This is a genomic window from Nonomuraea coxensis DSM 45129 (assembly GCF_019397265.1).
Classification (GTDB): Bacteria; Actinomycetota; Actinomycetes; order Streptosporangiales; family Streptosporangiaceae; genus Nonomuraea; species Nonomuraea coxensis.
The window spans coordinates 4,358,835-4,374,119 of the sequence record NZ_CP068985.1 but is presented as its reverse complement, the minus strand read 5'-3'; the positions used below and the strand labels follow the sequence as shown (position 1 = coordinate 4,374,119).

16 protein-coding genes are annotated in these 15,285 nt (G+C 71.9%); 8 read left to right on the top strand and 8 right to left on the bottom strand.

Features of this window, described 5'->3' with window-relative positions; genetic code table 11:
• Nucleotide 1 precedes the first annotated feature (1 nt).
• The 3 genes from Nocox_RS20350 to Nocox_RS20340 all read right to left on the bottom strand — a co-directional run bounded on the left by Nocox_RS20350 (nucleotide 2) and on the right by Nocox_RS20340 (nucleotide 2,816).
• Nucleotides 2–886: a fructosamine kinase family protein gene (locus Nocox_RS20350; RefSeq protein WP_020543460.1), complete on the bottom strand. Its 885-nt coding sequence runs from the start codon at nucleotides 884–886 to the stop codon at nucleotides 2–4.
• Between the two features lie 300 nt (nucleotides 887–1,186).
• Nucleotides 1,187–2,401: an RNA polymerase sigma factor gene (locus Nocox_RS20345; protein ID WP_020543459.1), complete on the bottom strand. Its 1,215-nt coding sequence runs from the start codon at nucleotides 2,399–2,401 to the stop codon at nucleotides 1,187–1,189.
• Nucleotides 2,402–2,444: 43 nt separating this feature from the next.
• Nucleotides 2,445–2,816 carry a YciI family protein gene (locus Nocox_RS20340; RefSeq protein WP_020543458.1) on the bottom strand — a complete coding sequence of 124 codons (372 nt, stop codon included), beginning with the start codon at nucleotides 2,814–2,816 and terminating at the stop codon, nucleotides 2,445–2,447.
• Nucleotides 2,817–3,237: 421 nt separating this feature from the next.
• Here Nocox_RS20340 and Nocox_RS20335 point away from each other — a divergent pair, with 421 nt between their 5' ends.
• From Nocox_RS20335 to Nocox_RS20320, 4 genes are all read left to right on the top strand, one after another.
• Nucleotides 3,238–4,572 (top strand): ISL3 family transposase, encoded by a 1,335-nt coding sequence (locus Nocox_RS20335; RefSeq protein ID WP_063711730.1) that lies wholly within the window; start codon nucleotides 3,238–3,240, stop codon nucleotides 4,570–4,572.
• Nucleotides 4,573–4,797: 225 nt separating this feature from the next.
• Nucleotides 4,798–5,562: a hypothetical protein gene (locus tag Nocox_RS20330; RefSeq protein WP_157382993.1), complete on the top strand. Its 765-nt coding sequence runs from the start codon at nucleotides 4,798–4,800 to the stop codon at nucleotides 5,560–5,562.
• Nucleotides 5,563–5,566: 4 nt separating this feature from the next.
• On the top strand, nucleotides 5,567–7,048 hold the full coding sequence (locus Nocox_RS20325; RefSeq protein ID WP_051112541.1) for a PrsW family intramembrane metalloprotease: 1,482 nt from the start codon (nucleotides 5,567–5,569) through the stop codon (nucleotides 7,046–7,048).
• Nucleotides 7,045–7,611 (top strand): hypothetical protein, encoded by a 567-nt coding sequence (locus Nocox_RS20320; RefSeq protein ID WP_020542726.1) that lies wholly within the window; start codon nucleotides 7,045–7,047, stop codon nucleotides 7,609–7,611. The genes Nocox_RS20325 and Nocox_RS20320 overlap by 4 nt, the downstream gene beginning before the upstream one ends.
• An 11-nt stretch (nucleotides 7,612–7,622) precedes the next feature.
• Here the strand turns inward: Nocox_RS20320 and Nocox_RS20315 are convergent, their stop codons facing one another.
• Nucleotides 7,623–8,621, bottom strand: a complete 999-nt coding sequence (locus tag Nocox_RS20315) for a zinc-dependent alcohol dehydrogenase family protein (protein ID WP_020542727.1) — start codon at nucleotides 8,619–8,621, stop codon at nucleotides 7,623–7,625.
• Nucleotides 8,622–8,692: 71 nt separating this feature from the next.
• Here Nocox_RS20315 and Nocox_RS20310 point away from each other — a divergent pair, with 71 nt between their 5' ends.
• A complete protein-coding gene (locus tag Nocox_RS20310) occupies nucleotides 8,693–9,013 on the top strand; it encodes an ArsR/SmtB family transcription factor (protein ID WP_020542728.1) in 321 nt (106 codons plus the stop codon).
• Here the strand turns inward: Nocox_RS20310 and Nocox_RS20305 are convergent.
• From Nocox_RS20305 to Nocox_RS20290, 4 genes are read right to left on the bottom strand one after another with little or no spacing between them, the layout of a single operon-like run.
• On the bottom strand, nucleotides 8,994–10,178 hold the full coding sequence (locus Nocox_RS20305; RefSeq protein ID WP_020542729.1) for an NAD(P)/FAD-dependent oxidoreductase: 1,185 nt from the start codon (nucleotides 10,176–10,178) through the stop codon (nucleotides 8,994–8,996). The two genes, Nocox_RS20310 and Nocox_RS20305, sit on opposite strands and share 20 nt — an antisense overlap.
• A 3-nt stretch (nucleotides 10,179–10,181) precedes the next feature.
• Nucleotides 10,182–10,373: a ferredoxin gene (locus Nocox_RS20300; RefSeq protein ID WP_020542730.1), complete on the bottom strand. Its 192-nt coding sequence runs from the start codon at nucleotides 10,371–10,373 to the stop codon at nucleotides 10,182–10,184.
• A 25-nt stretch (nucleotides 10,374–10,398) separates the two neighbouring features.
• Complete coding sequence (locus Nocox_RS20295; protein WP_020542731.1) at nucleotides 10,399–11,283, bottom strand: pyridoxamine 5'-phosphate oxidase family protein; 885 nt, start codon at nucleotides 11,281–11,283, stop codon at nucleotides 10,399–10,401.
• Between the two features lie 57 nt (nucleotides 11,284–11,340).
• Entirely contained in the window at nucleotides 11,341–11,793 is a 453-nt protein-coding gene (locus Nocox_RS20290; protein WP_020542732.1) for a VOC family protein, read from the bottom strand.
• Nucleotides 11,794–11,903: 110 nt separating this feature from the next.
• On the opposite strand from Nocox_RS20290, the gene Nocox_RS20285 reads away from it, so the two are divergent.
• The 3 genes from Nocox_RS20285 (at nucleotide 11,904) to Nocox_RS20275 (ending at nucleotide 15,202) form a co-directional block, all read left to right on the top strand.
• Nucleotides 11,904–12,500, top strand: a complete 597-nt coding sequence (locus Nocox_RS20285) for a CGNR zinc finger domain-containing protein (RefSeq protein WP_020542733.1) — start codon at nucleotides 11,904–11,906, stop codon at nucleotides 12,498–12,500.
• 102 nt (nucleotides 12,501–12,602) lie between these two features.
• Complete coding sequence (locus Nocox_RS20280; RefSeq protein ID WP_020542734.1) at nucleotides 12,603–13,496, top strand: ABC transporter ATP-binding protein; 894 nt, start codon at nucleotides 12,603–12,605, stop codon at nucleotides 13,494–13,496.
• Nucleotides 13,493–15,202 (top strand): ABC transporter permease, encoded by a 1,710-nt coding sequence (locus Nocox_RS20275; protein WP_020542735.1) that lies wholly within the window; start codon nucleotides 13,493–13,495, stop codon nucleotides 15,200–15,202. Before Nocox_RS20280 ends, Nocox_RS20275 begins: the two co-directional genes overlap by 4 nt.
• Nucleotides 15,203–15,285 lie beyond the last annotated feature (83 nt).

Sequence of the window (15,285 nt, the reverse complement as noted above, 5' to 3'; positions counted from 1 at the left end):
CTCAGGGCCGCTTCCGGAACGGGGCGAGCGTGGCGCGTACGAGACCGGCGGCGCCCCAGTCGGGGTCGAACTGGGCGATCACGGCCAGGTGCTGGCGCAGCTGGAGGATCGGCATGCGTTCGCGCCAGCCGCGGTCGAGTCCGGTCAGCTCGGCGTACAGCTCGAAGAACACGTGCGCCTCGGGCGGCGGCGCCGTCGTCCACAGGTGGGCCAGGTCGACCTCGGCCCACGTGTACGACACGGCCGGATCGATCAGCGCGGGCCGCCCGTCAGGGGCCGCCATGACGTTCATGGCCCACAGGTCGCCGTGCGTCAGGCACGCGGGCCTGACCGGCAGCAGTTCGGGCAGCCGGTCGCACAGCCGCTCCAGCGCCGCTCGATCGGCGGCGTCGAGCGCCTCCTCGACGCGTCGCTCGCCGAGCCAGCGCAGCAGACGGTGCTGGGCGAAGAACGCGTGGCCGTCGTCGTCCCAGGTGTTGACCTGCCGGCGACGGCCCAGCCAGTTGTCCCGGTGCCACCCGAACCGGGAGTGCCGGGTGGCGGTGTGCAGGTGGGCGAGCGTGTGCGCGAGCTGCTCCCAGAAAGCCACGGTGCCCGGCCGGGGCCGCAGCGCGGACAGCACGAGCAGGTCGCGGTCCGCGAGGATGATCTCGGGCGTGGCGACGCCGCCCACCTCGCCGAGCACGGTGAGCCCTTCGGCCTCCGCGGCGAAGGCGTCGTCCGACGGCGGCTCGCCGAACGCCTTGACGAACACCGGCGTGCCGTCACCGCGGCGCGCGAGCCCCGCGGTCGCGGCGAGGCCCCCGGTGGCCGGCTCGACCGCGACGACGTCGGTCAGGCCGGCCGCGTGCAGGCGTTCGAGCAGGAAGGACGTCGTGTCCGTCACGGGTGTGCCGCTCTCCGCGTGACCGGGCCTCGCCGGGCCGCCGAGCGGCGCAGGCAGCGGGCGGGCACGGAACCGTCGTTCACCTGGTGCGCTCCCAGGTGAGCAGGGCGAAGGGGCCTTCTTTCCGTGGGGTGCCCGGTGCGGCGGCCGAGCCCTCGCGGTTCGAGGGATCCCCGTACCGGCGGGCTGGTGTCGGGCATGAGCGTCTCTCCTTCGCGACGACGCGCAACGCGTGCGGGCGCAACACTACCCCGGCCGGGTATCCGGGGAACGGCGCCCGTCCCAGGCGTGTGGCAGGGGTCAGCTCAGCGCGGCCGCCTTGCGCAACAGCACTGAGCGTTCGCGCTGGTTGGCGCACAACCGGGCCGCCAGTTCCAGCTCGGCGCGCGCTTCCGGCCGCCGTCCGAGCCGGGCCAGCAGCTCACCGCGTACGGTCGGGACCAGGTGCGAACCGGGGAGCCGGTCCAAGGCGATCAGCTCGTCCACGATGGCCAGGGCCTGCGCGGGGCCCGAGGCCATGGCGACGGCGACGGCCCGGTTGAGCTCGACCACCGGCGAGGGCGCGACCCGGCCGAGTGCTTCGTAGAGCACCACGATCCGGTCCCAGTCGGTCGCCTCGACCGACGGCGCCGCCGCGTGGGTGGCGGCGATCGCGGCCTGCAGGCCGTAGGGGCCGAGGCCGCGGGCCGACGCCTTGGCCAGCGCGGCCAGCCCGCGGCGGATCGCCAAGAAGTCCCACAACCGCCGGTCCTGTTCGTCGAGCAGGACCGGCGAACCGTCCGGGGCGGTCCGGGCCGGGAAGCGCGCGGCCGTCAGCTCGCACAACGCCAGCAGGCCGTGCACCTCCGGCTCGTCCGGCTGCAGCGCGGCCAGCGTACGGGCGAGCCGGATCGCCTCGTACGCGAGGTCGGGGCGCAGCAGCCGGTCGCCCGACGTGGCCGTCGACCCCTCGGTGAAGATCACGTAGAGCACGCTGAGCACGTCGCCCAGCCGCTCCCGCCGCTCGGCGGCCGGCGGCAGCTCGAACGGCACCCCGGCCGCCGCGATCGTCTTCTTGCCCCGGGTGATGCGGGCCTGCACGGTCGGCACGGGTACGAGGAACGCGCGGGCGATCTCCCCGCTGGACAGGCCGCCGACCACCCGCAGGGTCAGCGCCACCCGGGCCTCCGGGGAGAGCACCGGGTGGCAGCTGACGAACATCAGCGCCAGCACGTCGTCATCGATCTTGTCGGGATCGATGTCCTCGTCAACCGCCACGTCGGCCGCCAGCAGGGCGTACCGGTCCTGGAGGGCGGCCCGGCGGCGGATCGCGTCGATGGCCCGCCGCCGGGCCGTGGCCATGAGCCAGCCGGCCGGATTCGCCGGAGGGGCGAGCGGCCACGACGTGAGCGCCTCGGCCACCGCCTCCTGGGCCGCGTCCTCGGCCAGCCCGAAATCGCCGGTGAACCGGGTCAGCGCGGCGACGATCCGCGCCGACTCGATCCGCCAGACGGCCTCGACATCGGCCGTGCTCATCAGGGGTGGCCGTCGCTGTCGCGCCCGGCCCCGTCCTTCACGGTCATCGGTCGGCCTGCGGGACCTCGTCGCTCCCGGGCACCCGCCGGACCTCGATCTTGGCCCCGCGGGCCGCGGGGACGCGCTTGGCCCACTCGACCGCCTCCTGCTTCGAGGCGACGTCGAGGAGGAAGAAGCCCCCGAACAGTTCCTTGGTCTCGCCGTACGGCCCGTCGGTGACCACGGGGGCCTCGCCGCTGAAGTCGACCACGACGCCCTGGCTCGGATCGTCCAGCCCTTCGGCCGCGAGGAGGACGCCGGCCTTGACCATCTCCTCGATGAACTGGCGGGTCGTGGCCATCATCTCGTCGATGTCGGCCATCATGGCGGCGTTCGACTCGTCGGTGCCCCGCATGATGAGCAGGTATTTCGGCATCGCGTTCTCCTCGTCCGGCGGGGCCGCCTCTCGGCCCTCGCACCCACAGGTCGAACGAGCGGCCCGCGGATCGACACGGACCCGCAGAAATCTCCCGCGGACGCCCCGCTGATCGGAAAGCTTATCGCCGCGTCTTCGTGGAAGGCGGCGACGCGACAGACGCGCGGCACGCATCGAACTAATGCCATGAATCGGACGTTCATTCTTCATCCGGACCGGCCCGCCTCAATAATCGAGATGAATATCGCGGGGAGCCGATATACCGGGTCTTCGAGTTTGATCGGGGAGGGGCGGCAGGAGTCCGCTCTCTGGTCACGTTGAGTGACGGCTAAGGCTGAAGATCACCCCGGATGCAAGATGCCCGCGGCTCTTGTGGATCATGACTGTTGTCTAGGCAGTCGATCTTCAAGAAACCACGGGCGTGCAGAACACTATAGAGATTTCTTCGGATGCGACACTGCTGCTGGGCCTGGAAGGCGTGGCGGTGGTGCGGGTGGAACGCGACGATGACGGCCATCGGGTGGTCCACATGATCACTGATGATGAGACGGCACGGGCCTGCCCGGCGTGCGGGGTGTTCGCCACCCGGGTCAAGGAACGTGTGCTCACCTCGCCCCGCGACCTGTGCGCCGGCGGTGAGACGATCAGCCTGCTGTGGCACAAACGCCGCTGGGTGTGCCGGGAGGAACGCTGTCGGCGCGGATCGTTCACCGAGCAGGTTCCGCAGGTCGGCGCGAGGATGCGGACCACCGCCAGGTTGCGGCGGGCCTGCGGGCGCAGCGTGGTGGACGGCGGGCGCACCATCTCCCAGGCCGGGCGTGACCATCGGCTGTCCTGGCCGGTGGCGATGCGCGAGATGCGCGCCTATGCCACCGAGGTGCTGCCCGCCGAGCCGCTGCCGACCTCGGCAATCGGGATCGATGAGATCCGGCGGGGCGCTCCCCGCTGGGAACAGGATGCGGCCACCGGCAAGTACCGGCTGATCGCCGACCGATGGCATGTCGGCTTCACCGATCTGTGCGGGGAGCAAGGGCTGCTCGGCCAGGTCGAAGGCCGCGTGGCGACGTCGGTCACGGCCTGGTTGAACGCCCGGCCCGCCGCATGGCGCAACGCCGTCTCCTACGTGGCGATCGACATGTGCGCGGTGTTTCGCTCGGCGATCCGCGCCGCGCTGCCACACGCGATCATCGTGGTGGACCATTTCCACCTGGTGCAACTGGCCAACGCCAAGCTCGCTGAGCTGCGGCGGCGGCTGACCTGGAAGATGCGCGGACGCCGTGGACGCAAGGGCGACCCCGAATACGACCACCGCCGCCTGCTGCGCGCCAATGCCGAGGAGTTGACCGCCGAGCAGCGTGCCGTCCTGGAACGCGACGTGGGCAGGATCGGCACCGCCGGCAGGCATCTGCTGGCAGGCTGGCACGCCAAGGAGAAACTGCGTCACCTGCTCGCGCTGGCCCGGACCAACCCGGCCCGCTCGCGGATCGCCCACCGCCTGCACGCCTTTTTCGCCTGGTGCGCCGACCACGCCTACCTGCCCGAACTGGTCACCTTGGCCCAGAGCATCGCCGCCTGGTGGGCCGAGATCGAGGCGTTCATCCGCACGGGCATCACCAATGCCAAGAGCGAAGGGACCAATCGCGTGATCAAGCTCGAAGCGCGCTGCGCGTACGGCTTCCGCAACACGAGCAATCAACGCCTCCGATCACGCTGCGCAACCACCCGCTCAAGCCGAAACCGAGCTATCCCCGCGTAAGTTCGATGACCCGATATACCTTGCATGCGTTGTCAGCCGCACCGTTTGATGTCTGGTCCGGAAAGTGTGCTTATGGGATACGCCCCTTTGATGATCGGCGCTCTGGGAATCGTCGCCACCCTCCAGGCGCCCGGCGCCACGACCACGGGTTTCGCCCGCTCCGGACCAGCCCCGGTCACCTGCGAGGCAGGAGGAACAGGACAACTGACACTCGTAACACCCCCGATGATTCCGGCCGAGGCACCCGGAACCGCACGGTTTCCGGCGCGGCTCGACATAAGTAACGTCACCGCGAATATCCGGGACCTGCCCACCCAGATCTCCGGCAGTGTGACGTTCTCCCTTAGACCGGGCGAACAGTTCGAGGACTACGACAATCGCGCGGCCGCGGCGACGGCTGAGCTGACGATCCCCGTCACCGGGACGGCGGTGGGCGGCCGCGCCGTCCTGACCGGTTCCGGCACCCTGAACGACGGCCGATGGAACGGGGTTCCCGGCACGTACCGGCTGCACGCGACGAACCTCGCGCTCACCATCCCCGGCGCGGGCTCTTGCCGCGTGAGCGACATCGCGCCGGCGGGCGAGTTCTTCGTGCAACCACCAGCCACGGTCGAGGACGAAGAACCGGCGTTGACGCGCCTGGTGGGGGCGATCCGCAGCATCATGATCACGCTCGTCCTCGCAGGGGTCGGCGTCTTCCTGTACGCGAACAGACCGAAGAGATTCAGACGCGGCCGCGAGCCGCGCACGGCCGGCCCCCGCCGTCCGCGCCGCGAGCAGCCCCCCGCCCCGCGCAAGCCGCCGCCCGAGCCCGCCGGTTTCGAGTCCCGGCCGCACCTGCGCCTCTTCCGGACCTTCACGTCGATCGCCGTGGGCTGCATGCTCACGCTCGGACTCGTCGTGAGCTGCGCGATCGACCGGCGCGTCACCCTGGACGATCTGCCCGGCCTCCCGGGCCTGCCGTCCCCGCCCGCGCCGCCCGGCAGGTGACCCCATGACCGAGGAAACGCACACTCACCTTCTGCCGGCCTGCCGGCGGCAGCGCCTGGCGCTGCTCGTCCTGGTGTCGCTGCACGCGATGGTCGCGCTCACCATGCTGCTCAGCCAGGTACGTCCCCCGCAGATCGACGTGGCGCAAGCCGGCATTCCCGAGCTGACGAAGCTCACGAACCTCCTCACCTCGCTCGTCTACTGGCAATACCTGCCGGGCTGGGCACTGCTGGCCGTGCTGTCGGCCGTCGCCTGGGGACACCTGCGCCACGCCAGGGCCCGGCACGTGCCGCCGGACCGCCGTGAGCGGGTGGCGCGGCGGTACCGCAGGACGCTCGTGACAACGTTGCTGGCGCTGCCGGCCCTGAAGATCCCGTCCCTGCTCGACGTGGCCGTCTGGCCGCGCGCCCACGCGCTGGCCTTTCTCCTGTGCCTGCCGACGACCCTGTACGCCTTGTGGCTCGTGCACCACCTGCAGCGCTTCCGGCGGGTGCCCGTGCCCTTGCTGCTGACCGCCGCGGGATGGGGGGCCGTCATCGCCACCGGCTTCGGCCTGACCATGAACGAGTGGTGGAAGTCCTTCTCCACCCTGCATTTCCCGCTCCCGGAGAACACCCTGGACGTGACGCGCCTGAAGGACACCGGCCTGCCCATGGTCTCGGGGTTCTTCGAGGAACTCGGCAAGGGGGCGGGCGTGGCGATCCTCTTCCTGCTCCACCGGCGGCATTTCGACTCCGTCGTCTCCGGCGTCGTCGTCGGCGCCGCGACCGGGCTCGGCTTCAACTTCGCCGAGAGCGTCACGTACATGGCCGCCTTCGACGGGTCGAGCGCCGGCTTTCACTTCTGGGCCCGGCAGGTGGCCGGGCTCATGGCCGCGCACGCCGCGTTCACCGCCGTCACCGGCGCGGCCTTCGGCATCGCCCGGCAACTACGCAGCCGTTCCCAGCAGCTCACCACGATCGCCCTCGGCCTCTGCGCGGCGGCGAGCGCGCACTTCTGCAACAACGCCATGCTCGACTACCTCGCCAAGGAGTCCCACAAGTGGTTCACCGCCGATGACACCTTCGACGTCCTGGTGCTGACGCCCGCCCAGTTGCTGCTGTTCCAGGGCCCTTCGGTGGTCCTGTACGTGCTCCTTCTGCGCCGCGGACTGCGCAGCGAGGCGGGCGGCCTGCGAGTGGCGCTGACCACCCTGCCGCCCGCGTCTCGCGACGCGATCACCGAGCAGGAAGCGGCGGTGCTTCTCTCCCCCGCCCGGCGCTTCCGGCTCAAGGTCGACGCTCTCCGCGCCGGGGAGAACCCGCGCCGCGGCCTCACCGCCTACCGCCGCCTGGCACGCCTGCACGCGGCCCAGCTCGACCTCGCCACCGAACGCTGGCACAGCCTGCGGGGCGAGGCCGACCCGTACGCGCCGGACGAGGCGTCGTCGCGGGCGCGCGTCCAAGCGATCAAGGCCGTACTCGCCGCTCCGAAGGACTGCCGATGAACGAGCGCACGCAGCGGCTGCTGGCGCGATGCCTGCTCACAGCCGTGGGAGCGGTGTGGATCCTGCTGCTCGGCGCGTCCCCTGCGGCGGCCGGCTGCGGCACCATCACCTACGAGCAGCGTCAGGACCCCGGCCGGCCCGGGCCCGCGAACGAGTGGATCGTGGGGCGCTGCGACCAGTCCGTCCCCGCGGCCGCCGCCGCCGTCGCCTGCGCGCTGGGCCTGGTCGCCACCGGCTGGTCCGCGTGGCGGCTGCACCGGGCCGGCGCCGCCGCGGCCGCGCCCACCGGGCCGGGAGACGTCGAGGTCGTCGGTCCCGGTGAGGTCAGGTCCGGCGATGTGGACGGTGACGTCGTCATCCAGGGCGGGACCCTCGTGGGTCACGTGTCCGGCACGGTGGTGATGGTGGAAGGCGCCACCTTCATCGGGACGGCCGGGAACGTCGTCCAGATCGGCGCCCGCAACAACGTGATCGGCGACATCGACGAGGGCACACTCGTCCAGGCCCGATCGGTCCTCGGCGGTGTTCTCTCCAAAGGCCGCAAGCTGTGGCCGCTCGACTGACGGGGAGGGCGTCAGTGGTCCACCGTGACGACGATCTTGCCGAACTGGGTGTTGGACTCCATGTGCCGATGCGCCTGCACGATCTCCTCCAGCGGGAAGACGCGATCCACCACCGGCCGGAACACGCCGCCTCGCAGCCCCGAGGCGACGAACGCGGCGGCGCGGCGCAGCCGCAGCGGGTCCCTGGCGATCTCCAGCATCGTGTACGTACGCATGTTCAGAGCGGGCATGCCCAGGTCGAACCCGGGATACGGGGTCGGCTGCCCGCTGAGCGCACCCCACAGGAACAGCGTCCCGTCGGCCGCCACCGCCCGGGCCAGCTCGGCCACGCCCGGACCGGCGACGGCGTCGAAGACGAATCGGGCGCCCTGGCCGCCGGTCAGCTCCAGCACGCGTTCGGTCACGTTCTCCTCGTCGGAGACGATGACCTCCGCCGCGCCCTGGCCGGTCAGTTGCCGGGCCTTGGCGCGGGTGCGGGTGACCGCCACCGGGACGGCGCCCAGGCGGTCGGCGGTGTGGATCGCGGCCAGGCCGACGCTGCTGGAGGCCGCGTTCACCACCGCCACGTCCCCCGCCCGCATGCGGCCGATCTCCACCATCGCGCCGTAGGCGGTCAGGTAGGGCATCCAGACGGCGGCGCCGGAGACGGCGTCCACCTGCTCGGGCCGGGGCAGCAGCGCGGTGGCCGGCACGACGGCCCGTTCGGCGTAGACGCCGTAGTCGTTCTGGGAGAAGTTCGGCACGACGCTGACCGGCTGTCCCGGCTCGAAGCCGGTCACGCCCGGGCCGAGCGCCTCGATCGTGCCGGCGGCCTCGGAGCCGAGCCTGGCGGGCAGCCGCTTGACCGGCTCGATGTAGTGGCCGCTCCTGAACAGGGCCTCGGCCCTGTTGACGCCGATCGCCTCCACCCGGATGCGCGCCTCACCCGGTCCCGGCTCCCCCGGGTCCTGGTCCTCCAGTCTCATCACCTCGGGTCCACCGAGCTCGTGGAACAGCACGGTCCTGGCCACACGAATCCCCTCCTGCCGAAGACGAAAGTACGACACTCATCGAACTTTGATGGTTATCGTACTATGGGGTCATGGAACGCACACCACCCCACCCGGAGAAGGAGCAGTTCGACCTGCAACGGGTGCTGGAGGCGCTCGTCGACCCCGTCCGCCGGAGCATCGTCGCCCAGCTCGACGCGGCGGGCGAGGACGTCGCCTGCGGCGCCTTCGACATCGCCGTCAGCAAGTCCACCGCCACCCACCACTTCAAGGTGCTGCGCGAGGCCGGCCTGATCCGGCAGCACTATGTCGGCACCTCACGCATGAACACGCTCCGCCGCGCCGAGATGGACGAGACCTTCCCCGGCCTGCTCGACGCCATCACTCGACAGGTCACGCGTACTCCTTGGTGAGCGACTGGCGGTACGTGGTCAGCCGGCGCACGAACCCGGCGGTCACCACGCCGACGAGACGTCCGTCGCGGTGGTATTCGGCGAGGAACCGGCCGTCGGGTTCCCTGGTCACCAGACGCAGGTCGTAGCCGGTTCCGGTGAAGCCGGCGGACTGCAGCCTGTGGCCGTACAGGTGGCACCAGAACGACGGGACCGGGTCGAAGGGGGCGGCGACGCCGAGCAGCGCCCGGGCCGCCTGCGCCCCCTGTTCGAGGGCGTTGCCGTAGTGCTCCACCCGGACGAGCTCCCCGCCGAGCAGCGCGGACGGCCGGCGGGCGACGTCTCCGGCGGCGGCCACCCGCGGCGCGGCCAGCCCGTGACGGTCGACGACGACGCCGCGGTCCAGGCGCAGGCCGCAGCCGCGTAGCCACTCGGTCTCGGGTTCGGCGCCGAGGGCCACGACGAGCAGGTCGGCCGGCAGCGCCGTGCCGTCGTCGAGATGGACCCGCTCCACCCGTCCCGTGCCGGTGACGCCGGCGACGCGGCGGCCCAGCCGCAGGTCCACGCCGTGGGCGCGGTGCAGGCCGGCGACGATCGCGCCGACCTCGTCGCCCAACGGCCGGCGCAGCGGCACCCGGCCGGGCCCCACCAGGGTGACCGGCAGGTCCAGCGCGCGCAGAGTGGCCGCGACCTCGGAGCCGATGAACCCGGCTCCGGCGACGACCACGCGGGGACGGGTGGTGAGCGCGGCGCGCAACGCCCGGGCGTCGTCGAGGCCGCGCAGCGTGACCACGCCGCGCAGTTCGCCGGCGCCCGGGAGGGTGCGGGCCCGTACCCCGGTGGCGATCACCAGGGCGTCGAACGGGACGGGCGGCAGGGCGCCGCGGTGCAGGCGGCGGCCGACCAGGTCCAGGCCGGTCGCGGGGTGACCCAGCAGCCAGGTCACGCTCAGGTCATCGATTCCGGCGAGCGCGACGCCAACGCCGTTGTCGCTGTCGTTGTCGTTGTCGTTGTCGTTGTCGTTGTCGTTGGCGAGGAGGTACTCCTTGGACAGGGGCGGCCTTCGGTAGGGCCGGTGGCGCTCGGCGCCGATCATGCTGATCTCGCCGTCGTAGCCGAGCCGGCGGAGCTCCTGTGCGGCGGTCAGTCCGGCGAGGCCGGCGCCGGCGATCGCGACGCGGCGCACGGGTCAGTCCCCGTCCAGGAAGATGGCCTGCACGGGGCACGCCCGAGCGGCCTGCTCGACGGCGGGCCACGACGCGTCGGCAGGTGTGGCGTCGTACACCAGCTCGTCATCGTCGTCGAGGGCGAACACCTCCGGGGCGGCGAAAACGCATTGGGCGTGGGTCTGGCACAGGGTCATGTCGACGCGGACGCGCATGGCTGCCTTTCGTTCGTGAAGAGGGTCAGGCGGGGTTGAACCGGGAGTACTTGCCGAACGACCACCGGTGCGGGACGTCGCCGGCGATGTGGACGACCCGCTCGACGTCGAAGTCGATCAGGCGCTGCGCGCCCGGGACGGCGGCTGCCCGGTCCGGGTCCCAGTCGGCGCGGGCGCGGCCGGTCAGGTGCAGGGTGTCGCCGTTCTCCCAGTCCAGGAACAGCAGCCCGCAGCGCGGCTCGAGTTCGAGGTTGCCCAGCGTCATGTACATCGCGTTGCCGACGTAGTCGGGCCAGGTCAGCCGGCGGTCGCCGGACACGGTGACGAAGCCGGGGTTGCCGCCCCGGTGTGAGGCGTCGGCGCCCAGCCCGGCGACGTAGGTGGCGACGAAGAACGTGTCGGCCGCGGCGATCCACCGCTGGTGGTCGGCGGTCAGCGCGCCGGTGACGATCGCCGTCCTGTTCGTCGAGGGGGAGTCGTCGACGTAGGCGCGGGTCTGGATGTACTTCGGGCAGTTGGAGTACACCTGTTCGGTGTGGATCATGAGGCGGCCGTCGTCGTCGTGGGCGTGGCCGTTGACCCGCATCCGTTTCCGGGTGGCGGGCTCGATCGCGAGCATCCCGAGCGGCTGCTCGGTGGCGAAGAGGCCGGCGAGGGGATCACCGGCGCCGGGCAGCCGGTCGGCGATGATGGTCCGGTCGTCGGGCACGGTGATGAATCCCGGCGGGCCGGTGAGCGCGCCGGCCCACGCGGCGCCCGTCGCGTCCGCGGCCGCGATGACCACCAGGCGCTGCCCGGCGAGGAAGTCCGCGGCCACCTGGGGGATGGTCGTGCCTACGCCGGCCGATCCCCAGCCGTCGACGGTCAGCCCGGCGCGGCGCTGTACGGCGTGTTCTCCTCGATGGAACATGGGTGATCCCCTCTCCGTGGCGGGCCCGGGCCGCGGCACGCGGCCCGGGCGGTCTGTTTAGAAGAAGCCGCAGGTGGGGGCGCCCTGGACGGGCGCCTGCGCGGTGTCGGCGCCGGTCGGCGCGTAGATCTCCAGGCGGATGCCGTCCGGGTCGCTGAAGAAGATGCCGCCGGAGGACGCGCCCTCGCCGTGCGGGACGATCCCGTCGTAGGCGAACTGCACGCCGAGGTCCCGCAGGACGGCCTCGTAGCGGCGGACCGCCTCGATGTCGGGCACCTGGAACGACAGGTGGTGCAGTCCGGGGCGATCCGTGGGGAAGGTTCCGCCGCTCTGCTGCCACAGCGCCACCACGAGGGTGCCGTCGCGGCCGAGGAGGGCGAACCTGCGGTCGCCGTCGGTCTGCTCGGCCAGGGTCTCGAAGGCGAAGACCTGGTGGTAGAAGGCGGTGGAACGCGCCAGGTCGGTCACGTTCAGGCCGACGTGTCCGGTCTGCAGGGCCGGGGTGCTCATACGAATCTCCAGATTCCGATATCTAACGGATTGTTGCCCGTCTTGGCGTTAGAAACAATGGCAGGGGTTTCTAACGGTGTCAACTCGGCGGTACCGTTAGAAAGGTGGATGTGGCTCACCTTGCAAGCGGCGGCGCCCCGCTCCTCGGCGAACCGCCGCCGATCGAACTCGGCAACACCTCGTACGCGGTCAGAGGCCGTCCCATGGACGGCCTCCAGAACGCCGAGCACCTGGCCGCGTGGCTGCGCGACATGCGCCCACGCCTGGCGGTCCCGCTCACCGACGCCGACCTGCGCGAGGTGAACGACAGCGACCTGCGCGTCGCCCGGGAGCTCCGGGACGCCGTCCGGACCCTGACCGTCGCGACCGTCGATGGCCGTGACCCCGATCCGGCCGCTGTGGCGACCCTCAACCGCCGCGCGCGGCAGGCCCCGCGATGGCGCGAGTTGCGTACCGCCCCTGAACCGCACATGACGGTCCGCACCACGGGCCGGCCCGTCGCGGCCGCCGTCGCGGCACTGGCCGAGGAAGCCGTCGCCCTGTTCGCCGGACCGCTCCGCCATGACCTGCGCGCCTGCCCCGGCCCCGGCTGCGTGCTGTACTTCGTCCGCGACACCCCACGGCGCGAGTGGTGCTCAGCCGGCTGCGGCAACCGAGCGCGAGCCGCCCGCCACTACGCCAAGGCGCGGCAGGAAGCCCAAGGCTGAGGAGCGGCGGCAAGGCCCCCGCAGTAGGGCCTTTCGGCCCTGCCCGGCCCGGTCGCGGCGGATGACGCTGAAGGGTGGACGGAGGGCAGCGACATGTCAGCGATGATCGTCGAGGGACTGCACAAACAGTACGGGACAGTGAAGGCCGTGGACGGGGTGAGCTTCACCGTCGAGCGGGGAGAGGTGTTCGCGCTGCTCGGGCCGAACGGCGCGGGCAAGACCACCATCGTGGAGATCCTGGAAGGGCACCGGGAGCGCGACGCCGGTCGGGTGTCCGTGCTGGGCTTCGACCCGGCCACCGGCGGGCGGGCCTACCGTGAGCGCATCGGGGTCGTGCTGCAGGAGGCCGGGTTCGAGGAGGAGTTCTCCGTCTTCGAACTGGTCCGGCTGTACGCCGGCTTCTACCCGCACCCCTACGGCCCGGACGAGGTCATCGAGCGGACCGGGCTCAAGGACAAACGCGACGCCCGGGTACGCACGCTCTCCGGAGGGCAGCGCCGCCGCCTGGACCTGGCGCTCGGCCTCGTCGGCCGTCCGGAGTTGCTGTTCCTGGACGAGCCCACCACCGGCTTCGACCCCTCGGCCCGGCACCACGCCTGGGAGCTGATCGACGGCCTGCGCTCGTCCGGCACCACGATCCTGCTCACCACCCACTACATGGACGAGGCCCAGCAACTGGCCGACCAGGTCGCCGTGCTGCGGGCGGGCCGCGTGGTCGCCGCCGGCGCGCCGGACACGCTCATCGCGGCCGAGCGCACCAGCGTGCTGTCGTTCCGCCTGCCCGAGGGCACGGCCGTCGCCGACCTGCCGCCCCTCACCGGCGAGGCCGAGGTGCGCGGTACGGCGGTGTCGGTCGCGACCAGGCACCCCGCCCGCGACATGCACGCCCTGACCGGCTGGGCGCTGGAGCGCGGCACCGAGCTGACCTCGCTGTCGCTGGCCCGGCCGTCCCTGGAGGACGTCTATCTCGACCTGGTGGAGGAGGCGACGTCATGATCGGGCGGCTGGTCCGGCACGAGACCCTCTCCTTCGTCCGCACGCCGATGGCGGCCGTCTTCACGGTCGCGATACCCCTGCTGATGACGGTGATCGTCGGCGCCGCGGTGGGCAACCAGGTGGTCCAGCCCGGGTCGGGCGTGCGGGTGATGCAGTTCGTCGTCCCGGTGATGGCGGTGTTCGGCGTCGCCCAGGGCTGTTTCGGCGCGCTGGCCATCCGCCTGGCCGACCTGCGCGACCGCGGCTGGCTCAAGCGGCTGCGCGGCACGCCGGTGCCCGCCTCGGCGGTCCTCGCGGGGCTGGCCGGGGCGTCGCTGGTGATCGCGTCGGTGACCGTCGCCGTGCTGCTGGCCGTGGGTGTCGTCTTCTACGACGTGCAGCCGGTCTGGCGTACGCTGCCCGCGCTGCTGCTCACCCTGCTGATCGGGGCGGCGTGCTTCACCGCGCTCGGCTTCGCCGTGGTCGCGCTGGTGCGCAGCGCGGCGGCGGTGCAGCTGCTCGGCACCGGCCTGCTGCTGGGGCTGGCGTTCATCTCCGACGTCATCCTCGTCGGCGCCCGGCTGCCCGCCTGGCTGGACGCCATCGGCTGGATCTTCCCCCTGCGGCATCTGGCCCACGCCGTGCGCGACGCCATGAATCCGTTCCTCACCGGAGCGGGTCTCTACCCCGATCATCTGGCGGTGCTGCTGCTCTGGGGGATCGGTGGCGCGGCGCTGGCCGTCCGGCGATTCCGCTGGGAACGGCCAGCGGCACGCACCCGGACGGCCGGCACGGCCCGGGAGCGGCGTGCCCGGTCCCAGGGGCGCCCCTCGCCGTGGCGGCTTCTGGCCGCCCAAGCCGGTCACGCGCTGGTCCGGCTGCGCCGCGACCTGTCCACGGCGTTCTTCACGGTGATCCTGCCGGTGCTGCTTCTCGCCCTGATCTCGCTGATCTTCGCCGACGCCCGGGTCTCAGGGGTGCGGCTGCCGGTCTTCATGCTCGCCGCCATGATCACGTACACGGTGGGCGTGGCCTCCTACGTCAACATCGCCGAGGCGACCGCCGGTGACCGTGAGCGCGGCGTGCTGAAGCGGCTGGCCGGCACTCCCCTGCCGCGCTGGGCCTACCACGCCGGCCACCTCACCACCGCGCTGCTGGTCACCCTCGCCACCACCGCCGTGCTGGCGCTGGTGGCGGTGCTCGGCTACGACGTCAGGATCGAGCCCCGCGCGGTTCCCGGGATCCTCGCCGCGACGGCTCTCGGGGCGGCCTGTTTCACCGTCCTCGGGGCTGTCGTGGTGGCGTTCGCGAGCAACCAGCAGACGGTCAACGCGATCACTCTCGGCACGTTCCTGCCGCTGGCCTTCGTCTCGGACGTGTTCGTCGTCGGGGGCGAACTCCCCGGCGCGCTGCGCACGGTCGGTGACGTCTTCCCGCTCAGACACGTGTCTCACGCGATCCTCGCCGTGCTGGATCCGGCGGGACGGCCGTGGCCATGGACGGACCTCGCCATGGTGGCGGCCTGGACGCTGGGCGGGCTCGCGGTGCTCGCCGTCGTGGACGCCCGGCGCGGAGCCGGCCCGCTGCGGCGGTGCCGGAGGTCTTCGGGCAGCCGGGACTTTCGCCTCTGGCGCCGAGCACGCCGGCGGAATGAGCTGGAGATGCAAGGCTCGGATGGAGGGAGGCCGCCATGGACTGGCCCCTCGCGATCGTCATCGTCTCCGTGATCTTCGCTGTCACCGTGGTCATCACCACGTTCATCGCCCGGCCGAAGAAGTGACGCGGGAGCCCTGCCCGCACGCGGACATCT